This window comes from Sneathiella sp. D3-11 (genome assembly GCF_055809395.1).
The window spans coordinates 2,747,688-2,768,465 of the sequence record NZ_CM147911.1 but is presented as its reverse complement, the minus strand read 5'-3'; the positions used below and the strand labels follow the sequence as shown (position 1 = coordinate 2,768,465).

The window sequence follows — 20,778 nt, the reverse complement described above, 5'->3', positions numbered from 1 at the left end:
CCTCACCTCAACTTCAACGATGCAAGGCCAACAAGGGCGAGAATGACGGCAATAATCCAGAACCGGATCACGATTGTCGGCTCCGCCCAGCCTTTTTGTTCATAATGATGATGCAAGGGGGCCATACGGAACACGCGCTTGCCCGTAAGTTTGAACGATGCCACCTGAACAATAACAGATACGGTTTCCAGCACAAAGAGCCCACCAATGATCGCCAGCACAATCTCATGCCGCGCAACGAGACTGACAGAGCCAAGCGCGCCGCCCATGGCAAGCGAACCTGTATCGCCCATAAATACCATCGCCGGCGGTGCATTGAACCAGAGAAAGCCAAGGCTTGCACCGATAAGCGCGCCACAGAAGACGGTCAGCTCACCTGAACCCGGAACGTACTGAACCTGCAGATAATTAGAGAAGACAGCATTCCCCACCAGATAGGCTATCAACGCGAAAGAGGCCGCCGCGATCATAACCGGGACAATGGCAAGACCATCAAGTCCATCGGTTAGATTGACCGCGTTCCCCGCCCCGACTGTTACCAGAATGGCAAAGGGAATATAGAACCAACCGAGATTGATGATAGCGTTCTTGAAAAAGGGAATGGTAAGCATCCCGGAAATATCCGCAGGCGAGCTTGCCATAATGACATAGCCGGCAGATCCCGCGATCAACAGCTCCAACAACAGTTTAAGCTTGCCGGGAAGTCCTTTGGTGTTATGGCGACTAACCTTGAGGTAATCATCGGCAAAACCAATAGCGCCGAATCCAAGCGTGACCAGCAGAACCACCCAAACATAGATATTTTTCAAATCCGCCCAAAGCAAGGTACTGACCCCAAGCGCGAGCAGGATCAGGAATCCCCCATTGTTGGCGTGCCCTGCTTGGCGATAATATGCGATTGCGGTCCGTCGTCACGGATCGGTTGCCCGCGATGCTGTTTGCTTTTTAGCCAACGAATAACAGCAGGACCGCATATGAAGCTGATCAGCAACGCCGTCATCACCGCACCACCTGTCCGGAAGGTAAGGTAACGGAACAAATTAAACAGACTGAAGTCATCTGCAAGCGGGAATAAAAGATTATAGAGCATCAGCGCCCCCTCTGTTCGGCGGCCGCCATAACGGCCGGTCGGCGCTCTAGCAAGGCTTCTAGCGGAATACGCATTTTGCTGCCCAGCGAGCCTTTGATTAAAACAATGTCACCAGCGCCGATCGTCTCCAGCAGGGGCGCAATCAGCTTTTCCGATGTCTCTTCATGATGAGTAATAATTTTACTTGGCATGGAGGCTGCCAATTGCGCCATGTTAGGCCCGCAGGTGAAAAGCAGATCAACGTCCGCCGCACAGACATCCGCTTTCAGGCTCCGGTGAATGTCGGCAGACTTCTCTCCCAACTCCAGCATATCGCCAAGCACAGCAACGCGCCGCCCCTTGCCATCCGGGTAAAGATTTTGGAGCACTTCCAGTGACGCCCGCATGGAAGCCGGGCTCGCGTTATAACTTTCGTCAACAACCATGTAGTTGCCGCCGATACAGGGTATCATATGACGTGCGCCCCGCCCCTTCGGAGATTGCAAGTCACCAAGTGCTTCCGCTGCTTTTTCGATATCAGCACCAAGCTCGCTTACTGCGCCTAAGACACCAAGGATATTACTGATCCAATGGCGTCCCGGCACACCAAGACGGAAAAACACTTCATGAGAGGAGATCTTAACCGCTACATCGCTATGATCGGGATAAAGCGTAAAATCCGTTAGACGGATATCCGCTTCCGACTTTTCACCGAATGTCAGGATGCGCGTAATACCGTTGTTTGCCGCTATGCTTTTAAGTAAGCCGCCATAGCTGTTATCACCGTTGAGGATAACCGATCCGCTTGACGTTAGCCCTTCAAAAATTTCCGCTTTCGCGCGGGCGATGGCTTCAACATCAGAGAAAAACTCCAGATGTACTGCTTCAATCGTTGTGATCAACGCGACATGCGGGCGCACCATTTTCGATAGAGGACCAAGCTCCCCCGGATGGTTCATGCCAAGCTCGAATATCGCGAACTTCGTATCTTCAGGCATCCGTGAAAGCGACAACGGCACGCCCCAGTGATTATTGAAGCTACCGATACTGGCATGGGTTTTTCCTTGCCGCGACAACATGTGCAACAACGACTCCTTGGAGCCTGTTTTGCCAACACTTCCGGTGACCGCAACCACTTGCGCATTTGTCCGCGCCCGGGCAGCGCAACCAAGATCTTCCAGCGCCTTCAGGGTATCGTCGACAAGTATAACATTCGCGTCTGCCGGCAGATCTTCGGGGCGTCGGCTCAACAGCAACGCCGATGCACCATTTTCAAACGCAACACGAGCGAAGTCATGACCGTCATGCACCGGCCCGACAATCGCGACGAACAGGTCATCCTTTTCAAGAGACCGACTGTCGATCGAGACACCCGTCGCGACCCAATCTTCCCGGTCGGCCTTTCCGCCAACGGCTGCGATAATGGCGGCTCCCTTCCAGAGCGGTGTATCAGACATTTTCGCCCCCTAACGCCGAGACGATCTGCTGAACGGCCTTTTTGTCATTGAAGGAGATAGTTTCCGTACCAACAACCTGACCTTCCTCATGCCCTTTTCCAGCCACAACCAGGATATCTTCTGGTTCAAGCGCCTTGATCGCCGTCTCAATCGCGGAAAAACGATCCCCGATATTCAGGGCATCAGGACAGGCAACAATGATTTCAGAACGAATTTGAACAGGGTCCTCCGTGCGCGGGTTATCGTCTGTCACAATCGCCCGATCCGCATAAAGACCTGCAATCCGCCCCATTTCCGCGCGCTTGCCCTTATCCCTGTCACCGCCACATCCGAAAACCACGTGAATTTTGCCCTTTGCATGGCCTCTAACGGCCTCAAGCACGGTTTCCAACGCGTCAGGCGAGTGAGCGTAATCGACATAAATCGCGGCGTTATTCGTGAGTTTAGAAACCAGCTCAAGCCGACCTGGCACATTGGTCACCTTGGAGAGAGCTTTGCTTGCCGCCGCAGCGCCACCGCCCGCGCCGATCACGAGACCGAGGGCGCAGAGGGCGTTCATGACCTGAAACTCACCGGCCAGCGGAAGCATAACTTCCTGACGATTACCGAAAATTTCCAAAGTAACCATCTGCCCTGCACTTTCCGGTGCGAGATTGATAAGCCTGAGTTCATCCGCCATCCGACCATAGGAGATTATCTTCACACCGCGGTCCTTGGCCGCCCGTAGAAAGGCTGGATATACTCCCGAATCCGCATTGAGAACCGCTGTTCCCGCCTTGTCGAGAACACGAGAGATCAAGCCAAGCTTTGCATTCAGATAGTCTTCAGATGACGAGTGATAATCAAGATGGTCACGCGTCAGATTGGTAAACGCGGCCGATTTTATACACGCACCATCAAGGCGGTACTGATCAAGCCCATGACTAGACGCCTCGATAACCGCGTGCTGAATTCCGTGACCGACGAGATAGGTAAGCGTTTTATGCAGGAGGACAGGCTCAGGAGTCGTGTAGCCGAGGGGCAGTGTCTGGTCGGGCATCATTACCCCAAGAGTGCCAATACTTGCTGCGGGTAATCCCATCGCCTGCCAGATAGCACGCGTAAAATAAGCGACAGACGTCTTGCCGTTCGTTCCGGTGACAGCCGTAATCGTTTCCGGCTCCGCCCCATAGAAGCGAGATGCGAGGCGTGCCAGAACAAGACGCGGATTTTCTTCCCTAAAGCAGGGGAGGTCGCAGTCGGCGGGCTCATATGATGTATCCGTCAGGATAGCAGAAGCACCCCGCTTTACAGCATCAACTATATATTCTCTGCCATCTGCCGCAGTCCCAGACAGCGCAGCAAACAGGAACCCCGGCTCAACATGACGGCTATCGGCAGTTAACCCCTTGATATGAGTATCATGCATGGCCGAAACGTTCCGGCCTTTCATCAATTCAGAAAGACGCAAGCTTCTTCTCCCTTGAATTAATGGGGATAAACATAGCTTTCTGGATAGCCTCGCTTTCTTCGTCTAGCGGCTGGATCGACAGGATAGGGCCTATCCTGGAAATCAGCCGTCCGACGATCGGAGCAGCTGTCCAGCCTGCACTCCTGAAGCCGTGTGTCTGGGCATTGCCTTTTGGTTCGTCCAGCATTGCAAAGACAACATAACGCGGGTCGTTCATCGGAAAGGCGCTGACGAAAGATGCAATCAAGGCATCGCGTTTATACCGGCCACCAACCGCCTTTTCAGCAGTTCCGGTTTTCCCGCCGACCAGATAACCTGGTGCCGCCGCCTTACTGCCCGTCCCTTTTTCGACCACAAGCCGCATGAGCCGCCGCATAATGTCGGAGGTCTTGGCCGAGATCACTTGACGAACCGCAGTTCTTTTTTCAGAGTCCCGCCGGACCACTGTCGGTTTGATATAGTTGCCGCCATTGACAATCGCCGCTATTCCCGTGCTGAGCTGAAGGGGGCTGACAGACAGTCCATGGCCAAATGAAATTGTCATGGTTTCAAGGCTATTCCATCTTGGCGGCAAAATTGGGGCGCCGATCTCGGGAATTTCGAGAGACGGCTTCTCAAGAAGACCGAGTTTTGCCAGAAACGCCTTGTGCCTCTTAGGGCCCACCTCATCTGCCATTTTTGCAGCGCCAATGTTGGATGAGTACATATATATTTCAGGAACAGACAGCCAGCGCTTCTTCGGATGGTCATCCCGAATGCGAAACCCTCCCTTGCGGATCGGTTCCGTTGCATCATAACCACCGTTCAGCCCAACTGTACCCGTATCAAGACCCATGGCTGTTGTGAAAGTCTTGAAAGTCGAGCCCATTTCATAAACGCCGAGGGATATTCGGTTAAATTTGGCGTCGCCGGAGAAATCGCCCGGGCGGTTCGGATCAAAATCCGGCAAGGAAACCATTCCCAATATTTCACCGGTTTTGATATCCATAACCATTCCCGCCGCCCCGATGGCACGGAAAATTGACATGTGGCGCGACAGCTCATCCCGTAAAGCATGCTGTATGCGCACATCGAGAGAAAGGATCAATTCCTGAGAAGCTCTTTCCCCGGAACCACTGAGTTGCTCATCAAAATGCTTTTCGACTCCGGCGATACCGTGGTTGTCCACATCGGTAAAGCCCATCACATGAGAGACGAGCGGCCCCATCGGATAGAACCGTTTCTCTTCTTCCCGAAAATAAAGGCCCGGAATACCCAGTGAATTCACCTGATACTGCTGGGACGGCGTTAAATTCCGCTTGAGCCAGATAAAGTTCTTGGCCGAGGCCAGCTTACTCAAAATCGTTGCTTCATTCAAATCACCAAGGACAGTTGTCAGCTTCGCCGCGGCTTCCTTGGGGTCCAACACTTTCTTTGGATCAGCAAACAACGACGCTGTGGTCAATGTGGTCGCGAGCAGAACCCCGTTTCGATCCCTGATTTCTGCGCGTTTGCTTTCAGTTGTAGCGACTGGTGGCGGTGCATCGGCTTCCGACGCGATTACCTCTTCGTCTCCGATCCCGCTTATTGCAAGCCCGATGAGCCGACTGGCAAGAGCAATAAAGCAAATGGCGAAGATAACGCCCGCCATGACGAGCCGATTGCGGCCCTGCTCCAGCGTTTCTTTTGCGCTGCCTTCGAGCCTCAACGCCATATGGTTATCATCCGGAAGATTTTGGGCAGGTGACGGCGTCAGCGTGATGCGTGGGCGAGGTGACTTAGTGGACCAAGTCAGCTCGCTCATTGCATATTTCCTTCATATGTGAAGGTAGCAAGTTGGATCGGCCCTTTCGGCAATGGCGTCGCAGGCGAATAGTCCCGGCGCGGATTATGGCGCGGCACAGGAACAGAATACTGCTCAGGATCGACTTGCGGATACGGCACTTCGCCAACCGATGCCACTTGATAGGGAGCAATCAGGAGCAGAGGCAGATGCTTACTTGAAAGCGCCTGCAAGACATCCGGACGGTTCTGATAAGTCCATTCCGCTTTCAGGATGCGGACACTCTCCTTATTCTCGGATATGCCTTTATTGAGGCCCTTCAGGTCTTTTTCCAGTTCCTGCACTTCATAAGAAAGTTGGTAGAGACCGAAGGATACGGCAGCAACAAGAACCAGGGAAATAACTGTTAGATTTAACTTCATGCTGCCTCCGTCCAGGCTGGGGCGCCAGTCCTGATCGCTCCACGCAGACGAGCAGAACGAGATCGCGGATTAATGGCCAATTCGTCGGGGCGGGCCTTAAAAGTTCCCCGTTTGATGAGCTTGAAAGTGGGAGCTGGCCCCTCGTCCGAGACAGGAACATGACGAGACGGCTTGGCGCGCCCTTCAGACCTTGCTGACAGGAAGTTTTTCACGCGTCGGTCTTCAAGACTATGGAAAGACACAACCGCAATACGACCACCGGGAGTAAGCAGTCGCTCGGATGCGGCCAAGCCCTTGACCAGCTGCCCAAGTTCATCATTTACTACTATACGCAACGCTTGGAAGGTACGCGTCGCCGGATGAATGCCCTTTCCTGTTGGACGAACAACCGACGCAACCACTTCCGCTAACTCAACTGTACTCTTGAAAGGCGCCAACTCGCGTCTTTCGGCTACTGCACGCGCAATTGCACGTGATCTTCGCTCCTCGCCATACACAAAAATAATCCTAGCGAGTTCTGCTTCAGATTCTTCATTAACAACTTCTGCCGCTGTCCGGCCCTTGCCGGACATGCGCATATCGAGTGGACCTTCCCTCATGAAGGAAAAACCGCGCTCCGCTTCATCGATCTGCATGGAGGAAACGCCGATATCGAGTGCGATCCCGTCGACCGCGTCTACTCCCAATCCCGAGAGTTCCTCCTCCATATCCGCAAAGCATCCCTCAACCATAACCAGGCGACCATGGAACTCTTCGGCCATCTTACGACCCATCGCAATTGCCGATGGATCGCGATCAATCCCATATACATGACAGTCCGCAGCCTCTAGAATGGCACGAGAGTAACCACCGGCCCCAAAGGTTCCGTCGACATAAATACCGCCATCCTTAGGGCTGAGAATTTCCAGAACCTCGCGAAGCAGAACAGAAATATGTGGTGCATCTTGCCTAGACATCAGCGCCCCCGTCACTTTCCGAACTGGCGGCACGTTTCTTTGCAGCGCGAGCGCGAGCCTGTTTCTTGCGTACCTCAAAGGCCTCCGGCTGCCAAATCTGGAAACTATCCCCCCGTCCGACAAAGGCGCATTGCCCGTCAATACCAGCAGCCTCCAACATATTTAGAGGCACCATAATGCGCCCATCGCCATCAACCGGGAGCTCAATAGCGTCACTCATCAATGCATCGGCAAAGCTTTCCCGATCTTCTGATAAAGGGTCAAAGCCGCCGATCTTTTCAAGCAGGCCTTCCATTACATCCATGCCACAGGCATCAATGGCGTCACCATTGATTGTCGGCAGCAATACAACGCTGTCGAAGCCCTTGGCCGCAAGAACTGCGCGGAAACGCGCCGGGACCGACACGCGCCCCTTCTTGTCGACTTTGTTGACATATGTGGACAGAAACAGGGCCATACAGCCAAAAATCCCCCTACTTTTCCATTCCCCGAGAGCCCAGATAATTTCGCATGAAAGTCAGACACAGACCGATAAAGACGAGAACTTCTGGGATAAAACGGATAAATTCGGGATATCATGGGATTTTCTGGAAGTCAACGGAAAACACCCCCAAATACTGGGGGTTACAGGAGAAAACTCAGACGAATTTAAGTAAAATTTTGACCGATATTAGAGTGTTACTCGACAACAAAATCTGCTTATGGATTTATTGAAAGTAATGAGGAATTTTTTATACGTTCTTTTTTTGTTCTTATTTATTTGTTGCCATTAATCGGCAGTGATGCAACGCAAACAGGCTGCATAAAGACGGAAAAGCATCACTTTTATGCTAAAGCTGAGAAAATAAAAATTTGATGTCCGGGAATAATACTGCCTGAATTCAGGAGCCTGGAAAAAGTGATTCGTATTTTTCTGATATAAGCCGGAACTATGGCAAATTTTGCGCCTAAAATCGGCTCCTATTTAAGGATTTCCGCCCGTTCGTGGTGCCGACCATGCAACTCTTCTTCGTCCCGACGGAAGTCCTCAAGCGAGCCTTCCATAGTTCGGGTGATAATGTCTTCCAATGCGCGTGCTGTATTGATCCGCCCCATATAGACATAATCGGCACCGCACGCATAAACTTCCTGCGCGGACGCGAGTTCCTCTGCATTAGCGATTACAATTGCTTTCTCGTTTATCCGCCGAACCACCTTTACCAATTCCTTGTTATTGGTACCCCGCAAGATGTCATCAGGAATGGTGGCAACCACAACTTTCGCTTTCCCAACGCCCGCATGAAGAAGAATTTCATCATTCGACAAATCGCCATAGCGGACCGCCGCACCCAGCTTGCGGATTGCGGGGTGAAGCTGAACGTTGAAATCAATCACCAGGATACGCGGCAACAGCTCCGGCTTGTTCTTGGCAATATCATGCAGCAGCGATGACGCGACACGATGAAACCCGAGAAGGACCAGGTCATATTCCTGCTCCGTATCGAGGGCTCCCTCATCAGGCTCCCGAAACCTCATTGCCTGAAGTAACGGCGCCATCCAGCGATGAATATTATACGCATGCTTGTAAAGCGCCGGGGTCAGAAGCGCTGTAATAATAAACGCGAAGATGATCGCACTCGCAAACTCTCCGGAGATATGGCCGTACTGGGTTCCCAGATAAGAGATAACGAGGCCGAATTCCGAAATCTGCGCAAGCCGGATAGAGGCGACTTCCGCATGACGCTGATCACCACCAGTAAAATAGAGTAACGGAAAGAAAATCAGCTGGCGACTCAGCAGAGCAAAGAAAGCGAGTGCGACTGCAATCAGCATAACGCCTATCCCGTCAATCGGTGGCACGCTCATTCCGAGGCCGACAAAAAACAAGGTAATAAAGAAATCACGGACAATCCCGACCTTGGCAACAATTTCCCTGCTGTAGGGAAGCGTTGCGATTGTCAAACCGGCGATCAGGGCGCTCATTCCGGTGGCTACAGACATATGGGAGCCTTCACCGAAAACAAAATCGCCCACATATTCGAAACCATAACCGATAAAAACAATGGCGAAACACCAGCCAAGCGCGCCGACCAGCATCATCTGCGGCTCCTTGGATAGCCAGCGGAACACCACCGGCACCAAACTCTTGGCCAGAGAATAGGATACAATAGCCAAAAGCCCGATCCCCAGCATGGTATATAGCACCGGCATAATTTTCGGCGCTGCAAAGGAGGGCTGCAGGATGATCACGATAATGGCCCAGAAATCCTGAAACACCAGAAGACCAAGCGCTATACGCCCGGGCTCTGTATCCAGTTCATACTTTTCCTGGAAAAGCTTGATGACCAAAAGTGTGGAGGAACCGGCAATAAACAGACCAAAGTACAAGGCGTCATAGTTGCCGCCAACTGTTGACAGTCCGATCCATGCCAGCCCTTTAGCCGCCAAAATGCCAAACAAAACAGTCAATGGGTATTGCAGCAAACCGGATACGATGATCATCTTGCCGCTGCGGAGCATCCGACGCAGATCAATTTCCATCCCGATCATAAATAGAAGCAGAATGAAGCCCAGCTCCGAAATCGTCTCAATATTTTCGGGTTGAGTAATAAGCTTGACCCCGACCGGCCCTATCAGGATGCCACAAACGAGAAAGGCGGCAATGCTCGGGATTTTGATCCGCACGAAAACAATCGCAAGGATACTGGCGACAAATAAACTAATACCGATATCATAGACGAGCGATGGCATGTCCGTCGCCGCAGCATAAACAGGTGATGCGAAAAATGGGAGAAAAGCTACCGCCGCCCCAAGACCCGTTGTCCGCAAGAACCCCATATTATTTCCTATTGCGAAAAGACGCCCTAGCCAAAAACTCATTATACCGCAGATCACGGTAGAAAATAAGGCAGATGGCCTATAAGCCGGGTTCTGTCCCTGAAATCAGGGGATGATCATTCATCTAGGATGCCTGTTGCCAGACACCTCAAGCAACCAACCCGGATGGTAGCCCGAAAAACCAGCTTGCGCACAGGTTGCCCTTGCGCAGACCATCCCTATTTGGTTTTGCTCCCGATGGGGTTTACCATGCCGCCGCTGTTGCCAGAAGCGCGGTGCGCTCTTACCGCACCCTTTCACCCTTACCCGGAAGCCGGGCGGTTTACTTTCTGTGGCACTTTCCCTGGGGTCACCCCCGCCGGCCATTAACCGGCATCGTATTTCCGTGGAGCCCGGACTTTCCTCCCCTCCCCTTTCGGTGAGCGGCGATCATCCAGCCATCTGTCTGCTTGTAACTAAGCTTGCAAAATCATCAAGTCAAGCGGCGAACTTCTTCAAGCAACGCGTAAATGATTTCTTGCGTCTGTTCATCTGCTACCCCGTCCACTTTTGAGGGACGCCAATGACGCTGAAAGGCGCAGATTACGCCCGCCAACTCCGCACCGTAATGCCCATCCTGCGGGAGGTCATAGCCAAATTCCTTCAACGCCCCCTGCAAGTCGGAGACAGCGCTCCCCTTATCATTAGACGCCAGTGGCGCAATTTTGTGATGGGAAGATGACTTTCCTCGCACCCAAAGCCCAACACCACATCGCGCAAGTTCCTGCCAATCAAAGAGTTCGCCTGGATCTTCCTTTCGATGCGGTGCCACGTCGGAGTGACCGACAACATTTCGCGCCGGAATGGGGTGACGCGCCACAATATGGGCCGCCAGCGCTGTGACAGCATCCATTTGCACCTTAGGAAAAGCGCGGCAACCGAATTCATGACCGGGATTAACAATCTCTATCCCGATTGATCGGGCATTGATATTTTGCGAGCCGCGCCAACTGGACACTCCCGCATGCCAGGCACGCATTTCTTCTTTTACCAAGGCAAAAATTCGGCCGTCTTCCTCAACAACGTAATGGGCACTAACCTTCGCATCCGGATCACATAGACGCTCAATGGCTTCAGCGCCCGTTTTCATTCCTGTATAGTGCAGAACAAGCATATCAACCGGTGTATCAGTATCACGCTCATCAAAATTTGGCGACGGATGCCAAATGATATTTTCAATCGCTTTAGACATGTTTTGCTGGCTTCTTTTTTGCCGACCGGAAAGTAATGATCGTAACCCCGCTCATCACCATCGCACCGCCGATCATCAGCTCCACCGTAATAACGTCGCCCCAGAAAATAATACCAAGCGCAACGGCGAAGACGGGCACCAGAAGATAATATGGTGCAATTGTACTGACAGGATAATGCTTGACCAGATAATTGCCAAGGCCGTGACCGACAACTGTCGCCCCCAAGGCAGAGAAGGCAACCGCGCTCCACTCTTCCCAATTGGCGGCTTGTATCGCAGCCCATTGGCCATCCTCAAACAGGTAAGAGAAAAAATAGAGCGGAAGCGTCCCGATCGCCGCTGTCCAGAAGGTCAGGTTGAGGGCGCTAACCCCCGGCATTGTCCGAACAATCACCATATTAAGGGAGACCAGAAAGGAGGCGATGATGACAAGCGTCGGCGACAGCCAGTTCGCAAAGATTACCGGATCAAACCCGATCACCATAACCCCGGCGAATGCCATAATGATCGCGCCCCAACGCCGCCAGCCGATCTTTTCTTTCAAGAAAATCATGGCAAGCAGAGCGGAAAAAGGCACGAAGGTTTGATTGATAATCGCCACGGACGAGATATCAGGCGAAAGCGACAAACCCCAAAACATCAGGGAGAAATGTAAAACGCCCATCAAAATGCCGATGATCAGAATCTTGCGCCAATTGCCATGTGGAAGTGAAACAAAGGGCAGCATCACGACAATGACGAGCGAGAAACGAAGCGCCGTGAAGAGAAGTGGCGTGAACACTTCCATGCCGATCTTCGCCGCCAGGAAATTTGACGCCCACAGCATATTGACCAGCAGCAACAGGGCTAGATCTCTGTTTTTCAATTTTTATTCCGATTCTACAGGCTGCGGATTTTTTCAATCTGATCGTAGGCGGCATTAATTTTGGCAAGCTTGGCATTGGCTACATCCACAAATTCCTGCGGTAAGCCATCGGCGACAACCTTGTCCGGATGGTTCTCACGTATGAGTTGTCGATATGCTTTTTTCAAATCCTGATCGGAAATATCGGCAGAAACACCAAGAATCTGATATGGATCACCCTCCCCGTCCTTTGCATGATAGCTGCGTATACGGGCATACGCAGCCTCATTAAACCCGAAGATCGCCGCGACATTCTGAAGGTAAATATCTTCATCCGGATGCAAAACGCCATCTGCCATGGCGATGGCGAACAGACCGTGAAGTAGATCTTCCATCATCCGGGGCGTATCGTGAAACATTCGCGCTACCTGGGCCGCATATTCTTCATATCCTGCGGTATCCTGACGCGCCATGTTAAAGACACGGCCGACATTTTTCTCTTCATTTGGCGGAATACGAAAGACCCGTTTGAAGACGTCAATCTCCTCCCGAGTAACGACGCCATCCGCCTTCGCCATTTTTGCACCAAGTGCGATGACCGCAATCGTAAAGGCGACTTGCTTGACATGATGTTGACCGATTTCTTCATCGCCCGACGTCGTTTCGCGATATTTATCGACTGCATGGCCTGCAAGCCCGCCAACAAGAGCGCCGAGAGGACCTCCGACAAGAAGCCCGGCCGCACCGCCCAGAATTTTTCCCCAAATTGCCATGATGAGTTATGCCGCCAGAAACTAGTAAAATCAGGAGTACAATATCAGGAGAGTTTCAAAACTGCTAGCTTTGTGCAGCATTAGATACCTGACGCGTCAGGTGATTTCGTCATTTTCGTCATCGATAAGGATGCGATTTGCGGCACCATCCAGATCTTCATACTGGCCGCTTTTCAAGCTCCAGAGGAAGGCGGCAAGCCCGAGCCCCCTAAAAACAATGCCACCGGAATAAGGTAAAGAAGCACATTCATTGCATCACGCCCTTCCTTTCCATCCGCAGTCGGAGGGAGTTGAGGCAAACAACAAGAGATGATGCGGACATGGCGACTGCTGCAATCAGAGGGGTCACGATCCCGGCAACGGCCAACGGAACGGCAATAGCATTATAAAGAAAGGCGAGAGAGAAATTCTGGAAGATCAAACGTCTGGACATACGGGCAACCTTGATTGTTTCCGCAACGGCTGATAGATCCCTACCCTGAAAAACAAAATCGGCCGCAGTTTGGCTGATATCCGCTGCACTCGCCGGGGAGAGAGAGACATGTGCAGAGGCCAGTGCCGGCGCATCATTAAGGCCATCTCCGACCATCAATACTTTATGCCCAGCCGCTTCCAAAGATTTAAGATGCGCAACCTTATCCTCAGGCTTTTTCTGGGCATACCAATTTTCAATGCCAAGCGTATCGGCAAGGCCCTCAACCACAGCCTCCCGATCACCCGACAGAAGATCAATCTTGAAGCCTTGCGCCTTCAAATTTTCAATCACAACGTGGGCACCGGGACGCAACCGATCCCGGAAACGAAACTGTATAGCTTTCTCATTTTCAATTTTAAGCCATAGTTCGGGACCGGGTGCCTCGTTAGAGCCTGCATCACCGCTCACATGACAGAAAGTACGATTTCCAAGGCGTATTGCTGTTCCGTTCAACACCGCTTTCAGGCCTTCGCCGGGGCATTCCTCGACGTCAAGATATTCCCCTGCGCCATTGCCCGCGCGGGCGACAGCGCGAGCAAGCGGATGGCGACTATTGCGGGCAATCCGGGCGGCAAGATCAAGATGTGCGGATGTAATTTCTTCACGATTAACGAGATCAAGACGGCCTTCAGTCAGGGTTCCCGTTTTATCAAAAACAATGGTATCCACCTCAGCGAGGCGTTCAAGACCATCTGCGGCCTTGACCAGAATTCCCTTCACCAGGAGCCGTCCGCTCGCCACCACCTGGACAACAGGTACAGCAAGGCCGAGCGCGCAAGGACAGGTAATTATCAATACGGCCACGGCCTGCATGAGTGCATTTTGCCAGCTACCAGCCAAAATCCACCAGCCTATGAATGTCACCGCCGCCAAAATATGAACTGCGGGCGCATAGAACCCTGCAATCCGGTCGGCAAGGCGAACATATTTCGCACGCCCCTGCTCTGCCGCCTCCATCAACCGGACAATGTCACCGAGCAAGGTATTGTCCCCTGTCTTTGTGGCCTCAATCTCAAGCGGCGCGCTCAAATTCAGCGTCCCGGCAAACACATTATCGCCGGCACTAACAACGCTTGGCAGACTTTCTCCGGTTATCAAACTTACATCGAGGTCCGACCGGCCTTTAGCGACCACCCCATCGACGGGCAGTCTGTCCCCGACCATAATTTTGACATGGGTTCCCGGCGTGACGGTTTCGACCGATACTGTTTTACAACTTCCGTCGGGGAGAACGATCGTCGCGGCCACCGCCTTCAGAAGCAACAAACGCTCCGCCGCGGAGCGCGCCTTGCTGCGGGCGGCATTATCAAGGTAACGCCCGATCAAAAGGAAGAAGAGCAAAGTTACCGAAGCATCAAAGTAGACATGATCCCCGCCCTGAACAGTTTCGGCAAGACTCATTCCTGCCGCTAAAATAACCGCAAGGGATATGGGAACATCCATATTAAGGCGTCCCGCACGAAGGGCTGCCATCGCAGATTTGAAGAAGGGCTGACCCGCGTAAGCGACAGCCGGAAGCGCGATCAAGGCAGAAATCCAGTGTAGAAAATCTCGGGTCGCTGGCCCCATATCCTCAGAAAACAACCCCGCCCAAACTGAAACGGAGAGCAGCATCACATTCGCCGCAGCAAATCCCGCAACGGCCAGCGCTCGAAGGAGACGCGCATTTTCCTCCGCTGCGGCCGATATTATCATCGCAGGATTGTAGGGTGTGAGAGGATAGCCGAGCGCGATAATCGGCTTCACAAGTTCACCAACATCTACGCCGTCAGGGAGCCACCGCAGAAAGAGCCGCCGGGTAGAAAAATTAACCCGCGCATCCAATACAGCCGGATTGGATTTTAACGTCTGCTCAATTGTCTTAATACAATTGGCGCAATGCATATTTTCAACAAGAGTATGCAGGATGGCATTGCCGTCCTGATCAGTTTCAACAAAAGCTGTAGGGTCGGCACTCACAAAGTCATCAAAATCAGCTGCTGGGGATGCCGCATCGTTGAGTGCCATGGCTCCGCTGGAACAACAATCACCACCCAGATCGTACGAACGTCCAGTTGTAAGATTTTCCTGATTTTTAAGGGCTATTTGACCCATATCCTCTTATCCAGCCGATAAGGCTCCTCATAGCCGCCGCCATGCGCAAGAATGGAAACATCCCACTGACCAGACCCCATAAGTGTAATATCCGCAGTGTAATTTTCCTCACTATACATCAACGAGAGGCTTTGATCAGTCCCATCAATTACCGGGCGACGAATGGTCGCAACGACTTCAAGATCCTCAATACTTCTACCATCAGGGTCCAGTATACTGAAGATTATCGTACCTTCTGCCGCAGCTGTCTGCTCGAATGACAATGCGGGCTGCCACCCGCGCGCAAGCTGCCGCGCACGGTGATCGATTTCCTCGTTATAAGTAAGTCCCCGTTTATAGGCATCATCTTCACTAAGCCCCGAAAAACTACCGAGCGCAAAATATACGAAGGCGCCATTGACAGCGAACATCAATCCAAAAAATGCCGCCAGCATAAGAGCAACATGCCGTCCGGTGAGGGGTTTTCCGTTAATGCTTGCACTCATTTCTCCGGCCCCTTGAAGCTGGTTTCCTGAATATCACGCTCATTACTCTTAAAATCAGTAACGACAACATCGATATCCGAAGTCTTACTCTGCAGATCTTCAGCAGGTGCAGATATAAAAAGCTTATAGCTGGAAAGGGCATCTGCCGGAACTGTCACGATCATCGGCAACCCAACCGGTGGACCGCTTTCAATCCAGGCCTGAGCATTTTTTAGCCCCTCTACTTCAATCTGAAACTGTCGGGTCTCATGAATTTTATTTAGAATTTTGACCGTGTAGCCATTTCGAATGGAACCGTCCGATAAAGTCACGAACAGCGGGTTACGGTCGCGTATGACATTCACATCAAGGACCGACCGGTTGAGCAAGGCATAGAGCATCACCGCACCAACAAGCGCCAGGATCAATCCATAAGCAATCGTCCGTGGCCGAATAAAGCGAATATCGAGCTTGCGTTCCGGGTTGCTGTCGAACTGGCCGGCATGCGTATCATACCCGATGAGACCGCGCGGCAAGTCGACCTTGTCCATCACATCATTGCAGGCATCAATACACAGCGCACAGGTAATACATTCAAGCTGCAGCCCATCCCGAATATCAATACCCATCGGGCAAACCGCAACGCATTGGTTACAGTCGATGCAATGCCCGCGATCAGTCCAGGGCTCCCCCTTTTTATGCGGACCGCGCGGCTCTCCTCTGCCACTATGGTAGGTGACGGTCAGAGTATCTTCATCCACCATTGCGCCCTGTATTCGTGGCCACGGGCACATGTAAGTGCAAACCTGCTCCCGCATCAAACCGCCGAACACATAGGTCGTCGCTGTCAAAACGGCCACACTTGAATAGGCGATAATAGGTGCCTCAAATGTGAACAGATCCCGGAGTAACGTTGGGGCGTCGGCAAAATAGAAAATCCACGCGCCGCCGGTTAGCACTCCAATGATAATCCAGATTGAATGCTTTGCTATTCGTTTAACAAGCTTGGAGATCGACATCGGTGCCTTGTCCAGCCTAAGGCGGGCATTGCGGTCCCCCTCTATCATCCTTTCTACGAAGATAAATAGGTCTGTCCAGACTGTTTGAGGGCAGGAATATCCGCACCAGGCACGCCCAAACAGTGACGTCACCAGAAACAGGGAAATTGCCGCCAGAATGAGTAACCCGGTAATGTAGTATACTTCCTGTGGCCAAAGCTCGATAAAAAAGAAGTAAAACCGCTCCCGTGCGAGATCGATTAGCACAGCCTGATCCGGCCCGCTGTCTCCGCGATCCCAGCGAATCCAAGGTGTGATGTAATAGATCGCCAAGGTTACACCCATGATGATCCATTTCAGACGACGGAAGTTTCCGCGCGCTTTCTTCGGCTGGATTTTTTCGCGTTTTTTGAAAAGCGCCCGGTTTTCTTTCTTGTTAACCGGACGTACATCGATATTCTCTACGGAGCTGTTAGCCACAACCCTTACTCCAAAATGGAAAGGTTAAACGATTACTCCCCGCCCCCTAGGGAGTGCACATACAAAGCCAATTGGCGGATGGTCGTGTCATCCAGCCGGTCTACCCAAGCTGGCATCACATTATTACGCCCGCGGGAGATGGTTCTGAGAATGACATCCTTGTCTTTCCCGTAGAACCAGATCGCATCGGTCAGGTTTGGCGCGCCGAAGTCCCGGCCACCTTTTGCCTTATCCCCATGACACGATGCACAGTTTTCCATAAAAACTTCCTGACCACGATCGACAGCGGCTGTATCCTCTCGCTCTGCCGACAGGGAAAGAACATATTCCGCCACATCGTTGATTTGCTCCTTAGTGAGCATTTCATCGGTGAGGAAGGCCGGCATCTCACCAATCCGCGTGTCGTCATGATCAGAACGAATGCCGTATTTAATCGTTTCATAAATCGCGTCCACGCTACCGCCCCAGAGCCAATCATCGTCATTCAGGTTCGGAAATCCGGGTGCCCCTTGCGCTCCAGATCCATGGCACTGGGAACAATTCACCGCAAAGGCCGATTTGCCGCCCCGCAACGCGAATTGATAAAGCTGGCTATTGTTCTTGACGGCGCTAAGCTCCATCGTGACTAGCGCATTCCGATCCTCTGCATGGGCCGCCGTCGCATCCGCTAGTTCCTGTTCCAGCGATCCGCGAGAGGAATAACCGAGAAAACCGGCAGTATGGCTACTAATCAGGGGCCAGGCAGGCATGACAATCCAATAACCAATCGCCCAGATAATGGAGGCGTACATCGTCCATAGCCACCACCGCGGCATGGGCGTATCCAGTTCCTTGATACCATCCCATTCATGCCCCGTTGTATCGGTGCCTGAAAATTCGTCTTTTTCAACCTTGTTGGACATTTTAATCTTCCTCAAGCGGGATATGGGCTGCCTTGTCGAACTTTTCCTTATTTCGTGGCCACAGCGCATACGCCAGCACCGCAATAAACAGGCCAAACAGGTAAAGCAGTCCGTAACTCTGTGCGAAGGTAGAAACGCTATGATAATCCATTATTCCCCTCCTACCGTTTATTGGCATCCACGTCATAGGACGTGAAGTCAACCAGGGTTCCCATCATCTGAAGATAGGCAATCAACGCATCCAACTCTGACAACATCGCTGGATTACCATCGAAGTCCCGAACCTGGGCCTTAGGATAGCGTTCCATAAAGGCATCAATCTCATCCGCATCCGGATTTGTCTGTATCGCCAGATCCAGTTTCGCATTTTCGATCATGTCGTCCGTATAGGGCACGCCGACAATCTTGTTGGTTTTCAGATTATCCGCAATATTCGGCACTTGGAGTGACGTTTTCCCAAGGAACGGATACCCCGGCATCACAGATTCCGGCACCACATCGCGGGGGTTATTCAAATGGGTGACATGCCATTCATCAGAATAGCGTCCCCCGACCCGCGCGAGGTCCGGCCCAGTCCGTTTGGAGCCCCACTGAAAAGGATGGTCATACATGCTTTCCGCCGCCAGGGAGTAATGGCCGTAACGTTCCGCCTCATCCCGGAGCGGCCGCACCATCTGACTGTGACAGTTGTAGCAACCTTCACGGATATAGATGTCCCGTCCCGCTAGCTCCAGCGGACTATAGGGGCGCATCCCTTTCACTTTCTCAATCGTGCTTTCCAGATAAAAAAGCGGGGCAATCTCGATAAGTCCACCGATGGAAACCACGATCAGGACAAGGACTAGCATCAGGATCGAGTTTTTTTCAATTTTCTTGTGACTGAACATGTTACTTACCTCGCTCCTGCAAATTCCATATTCGGTACAAGTGAGCCTGCTTCCTTCGCACGCACATCCCCCCGAACCGTTCGCCAGAGATTATATACCATGATAAGGGCGCCGATCAGGAAGAGGGCACCGCCGCCAGCCCGGATCACATAGAACGGATGCATCGCCTCAACTGTCTCACTGAAAGAATATTCCAAGAAACCAAAGGCATCATAAGCACGCCACATCAGCCCCTGAAGGATACCGGAAACCCACATCGCGGTGATATAGAGCAGAATACCCACCGTCGATATCCAGAAATGCAGATTAACGAGCGCATCTGAATAAAGCGATTTGCGTTTCCAAACGACAGGCGTCAGGAAGTAAAGCGCGCCGAAGCTGATATAGGCTACCCATCCAAGCGCGCCAGAATGAACATGACCGATAGTCCAATCCGTGTAATGGCTCAGCGCGTTCACGGCCTTAATCGACATAAGCGGACCTTCAAAGGTGCTCATCCCGTAAAAAGCAACCGACGTCACCAAAAAGCGAACAACCGGGTCTGTCCGGAGTTTGTCCCACGCCCCAGAGAGCGTCATCAAGCCGTTGATCATGCCACCCCATGAGGGCATCCAGAGCATGATGGAAAAGGTCATGCCGAGAGTCTGCGCCCAGTCCGGCAAAGCCGTGTAGTGCAGATGATGTGGTCCGGCCCAGATATAGAGGAAAATCAGCGACCAGAAATGAATGATCGACAGGCGATAGGAGTAAACCGGCCGGTTCACCCTTTTGGGTATGAAATAATACATAATCCCGAGGAAGCCCGCTGTCAGGAAGAAGCCAACGGCATTGTGTCCGTACCACCATTGGGTCAGCGCACTCTGTACACCGGCAAACAAGGAATAGCTCTTCACGCCCGTAAGACTGACCGGGACGGAGAGATTATTCACAATATGCAGCATTGCGATTGTTACAATAAAGGCGAGATAGAACCAGTTAGCAACATAGATATGCTTTTCCTGCCGCTTCCAGATCGTTGCAAGGAAAACCAGCAGATAAACTACCCAAACCAACGTCAACCAGATATCCACATACCATTCAGGCTCAGCATATTCCTTGGACTGAGTAACGCCCAGCACATACCCCGTCGCCGCAAGTACGATAAAGAGCTGATAGCCCCAGAAGACAAACCAGGGCGCGATATCGCCTGCTAGCCGGGCACGGCAGGTCCGCTGCACCACATGAAATGATGTCATAATCAGGATATTGCCGCCGAAGGCGAAAATAACCGCAGAGGTATGAAGAGGACGAAGACGACCGAAATTTGTCCAGGGAAGATCGAAATTCAGAACCGGGAAGGCAAGCTGCAAAGCAATTACAAGGCCGACAGAAAATCCTACCACGCCCCAGAAAGTCGAGGCAATAATCCCCGCCTTAATGATCTCTGTATTGTAATTAACACTGCCATTGGCATCCGCCAGGCTGGGGGTGCTGATATTACGATAATTCCTCGCAATAAGAGCAAAGGCGCTCAGCACGGCGGCAATTGAAAATACCATGCCGTGCAGCATCATTGTGGGGTCGACCGCCTTTGCGGACAATATAACGCCTAACAGGACGCCGACGATCGTAAAAGCGAGCCATAACAGATTCATACCCAAGTTCCGTCTGTTGCTATTATCTACGGGAGTATTTGAAGAGCCTTGCAAAACTCTTCA

Annotated in this window: 17 protein-coding genes, 1 other RNA gene and 2 pseudogenes; all 20 read right to left on the bottom strand. The window is 52.1% G+C overall.

What is annotated here, in order from left to right:
- Positions 1–2: 2 nt before the first annotated feature.
- Positions 3–1,090, bottom strand: a pseudogene (gene mraY / locus AC0L73_RS14080) (phospho-N-acetylmuramoyl-pentapeptide-transferase).
- The gene (locus tag AC0L73_RS14075) at positions 1,090–2,526 is read right to left on the bottom strand and encodes a UDP-N-acetylmuramoylalanyl-D-glutamyl-2,6-diaminopimelate--D-alanyl-D-alanine ligase (RefSeq protein ID WP_227953017.1); all 1,437 of its coding nucleotides are present in this window, start codon (positions 2,524–2,526) and stop codon (positions 1,090–1,092) included. The pseudogene mraY and the gene AC0L73_RS14075 overlap by 1 nt, the downstream one beginning before the upstream one ends.
- Complete coding sequence (locus AC0L73_RS14070) at positions 2,519–3,976, bottom strand: UDP-N-acetylmuramoyl-L-alanyl-D-glutamate--2,6-diaminopimelate ligase (RefSeq protein WP_473654018.1); 1,458 nt, start codon at positions 3,974–3,976, stop codon at positions 2,519–2,521. The genes AC0L73_RS14075 and AC0L73_RS14070 overlap by 8 nt, the downstream gene beginning before the upstream one ends.
- Positions 3,963–5,759 (bottom strand): peptidoglycan D,D-transpeptidase FtsI family protein, encoded by a 1,797-nt coding sequence (locus AC0L73_RS14065; RefSeq protein WP_473654017.1) that lies wholly within the window; start codon positions 5,757–5,759, stop codon positions 3,963–3,965. Before AC0L73_RS14065 ends, AC0L73_RS14070 begins: the two co-directional genes overlap by 14 nt.
- On the bottom strand, positions 5,756–6,160 hold the full coding sequence (gene ftsL, locus AC0L73_RS14060; protein WP_227953011.1) for a cell division protein FtsL: 405 nt from the start codon (positions 6,158–6,160) through the stop codon (positions 5,756–5,758). Before ftsL ends, AC0L73_RS14065 begins: the two co-directional genes overlap by 4 nt.
- A complete protein-coding gene (gene rsmH, locus AC0L73_RS14055; RefSeq protein WP_473654016.1) occupies positions 6,157–7,116 on the bottom strand; it encodes a 16S rRNA (cytosine(1402)-N(4))-methyltransferase RsmH in 960 nt (319 codons plus the stop codon). The genes ftsL and rsmH overlap by 4 nt, the downstream gene beginning before the upstream one ends.
- Positions 7,109–7,573 (bottom strand): division/cell wall cluster transcriptional repressor MraZ, encoded by a 465-nt coding sequence (locus AC0L73_RS14050; RefSeq protein ID WP_227953007.1) that lies wholly within the window; start codon positions 7,571–7,573, stop codon positions 7,109–7,111. The genes rsmH and AC0L73_RS14050 overlap by 8 nt, the downstream gene beginning before the upstream one ends.
- A gap of 503 nt (positions 7,574–8,076) precedes the next feature.
- Positions 8,077–9,933: a cation:proton antiporter domain-containing protein gene (locus AC0L73_RS14045; protein WP_473654015.1), complete on the bottom strand. Its 1,857-nt coding sequence runs from the start codon at positions 9,931–9,933 to the stop codon at positions 8,077–8,079.
- A 66-nt stretch (positions 9,934–9,999) separates the two neighbouring features.
- An RNA gene (gene rnpB, locus AC0L73_RS14040) (RNase P RNA component class A) lies at positions 10,000–10,378 on the bottom strand.
- A gap of 27 nt (positions 10,379–10,405) precedes the next feature.
- Positions 10,406–11,164 carry an N-acetylmuramoyl-L-alanine amidase gene (locus AC0L73_RS14035; protein ID WP_473654014.1) on the bottom strand — a complete coding sequence of 253 codons (759 nt, stop codon included), beginning with the start codon at positions 11,162–11,164 and terminating at the stop codon, positions 10,406–10,408.
- A complete protein-coding gene (locus AC0L73_RS14030; RefSeq protein WP_227953002.1) occupies positions 11,157–12,029 on the bottom strand; it encodes a DMT family transporter in 873 nt (290 codons plus the stop codon). Before AC0L73_RS14030 ends, AC0L73_RS14035 begins: the two co-directional genes overlap by 8 nt.
- Positions 12,030–12,043: 14 nt before the next feature.
- Entirely contained in the window at positions 12,044–12,781 is a 738-nt protein-coding gene (locus tag AC0L73_RS14025; RefSeq protein ID WP_473654013.1) for a TerB family tellurite resistance protein, read from the bottom strand.
- A gap of 96 nt (positions 12,782–12,877) precedes the next feature.
- Positions 12,878–13,032 (bottom strand): annotated as a pseudogene (gene ccoS / locus AC0L73_RS14020) (cbb3-type cytochrome oxidase assembly protein CcoS).
- Positions 13,029–15,350 (bottom strand): heavy metal translocating P-type ATPase, encoded by a 2,322-nt coding sequence (locus tag AC0L73_RS14015; RefSeq protein WP_473654012.1) that lies wholly within the window; start codon positions 15,348–15,350, stop codon positions 13,029–13,031. Before AC0L73_RS14015 ends, ccoS begins: the two are co-directional and overlap by 4 nt.
- Complete coding sequence (locus AC0L73_RS14010) at positions 15,338–15,835, bottom strand: FixH family protein (RefSeq protein ID WP_473654011.1); 498 nt, start codon at positions 15,833–15,835, stop codon at positions 15,338–15,340. The genes AC0L73_RS14015 and AC0L73_RS14010 overlap by 13 nt, the downstream gene beginning before the upstream one ends.
- Positions 15,832–17,292, bottom strand: coding sequence for a cytochrome c oxidase accessory protein CcoG (ccoG, locus tag AC0L73_RS14005; RefSeq protein ID WP_473654010.1), 1,461 nt, complete (start codon positions 17,290–17,292; stop codon positions 15,832–15,834). Before ccoG ends, AC0L73_RS14010 begins: the two co-directional genes overlap by 4 nt.
- Positions 17,293–17,324: 32 nt before the next feature.
- Positions 17,325–18,194, bottom strand: coding sequence for a cytochrome-c oxidase, cbb3-type subunit III (gene ccoP, locus AC0L73_RS14000; RefSeq protein WP_473654009.1), 870 nt, complete (start codon positions 18,192–18,194; stop codon positions 17,325–17,327).
- A 1-nt stretch (position 18,195) separates the two neighbouring features.
- Complete coding sequence (locus AC0L73_RS13995; protein ID WP_227952991.1) at positions 18,196–18,345, bottom strand: cbb3-type cytochrome oxidase subunit 3; 150 nt, start codon at positions 18,343–18,345, stop codon at positions 18,196–18,198.
- A 10-nt stretch (positions 18,346–18,355) separates the two neighbouring features.
- Positions 18,356–19,081 carry a cytochrome-c oxidase, cbb3-type subunit II gene (gene ccoO, locus AC0L73_RS13990; RefSeq protein ID WP_227952990.1) on the bottom strand — a complete coding sequence of 242 codons (726 nt, stop codon included), beginning with the start codon at positions 19,079–19,081 and terminating at the stop codon, positions 18,356–18,358.
- Between the two features lie 5 nt (positions 19,082–19,086).
- Complete coding sequence (gene ccoN, locus AC0L73_RS13985; RefSeq protein ID WP_227952989.1) at positions 19,087–20,715, bottom strand: cytochrome-c oxidase, cbb3-type subunit I; 1,629 nt, start codon at positions 20,713–20,715, stop codon at positions 19,087–19,089.
- Positions 20,716–20,778 lie beyond the last annotated feature (63 nt).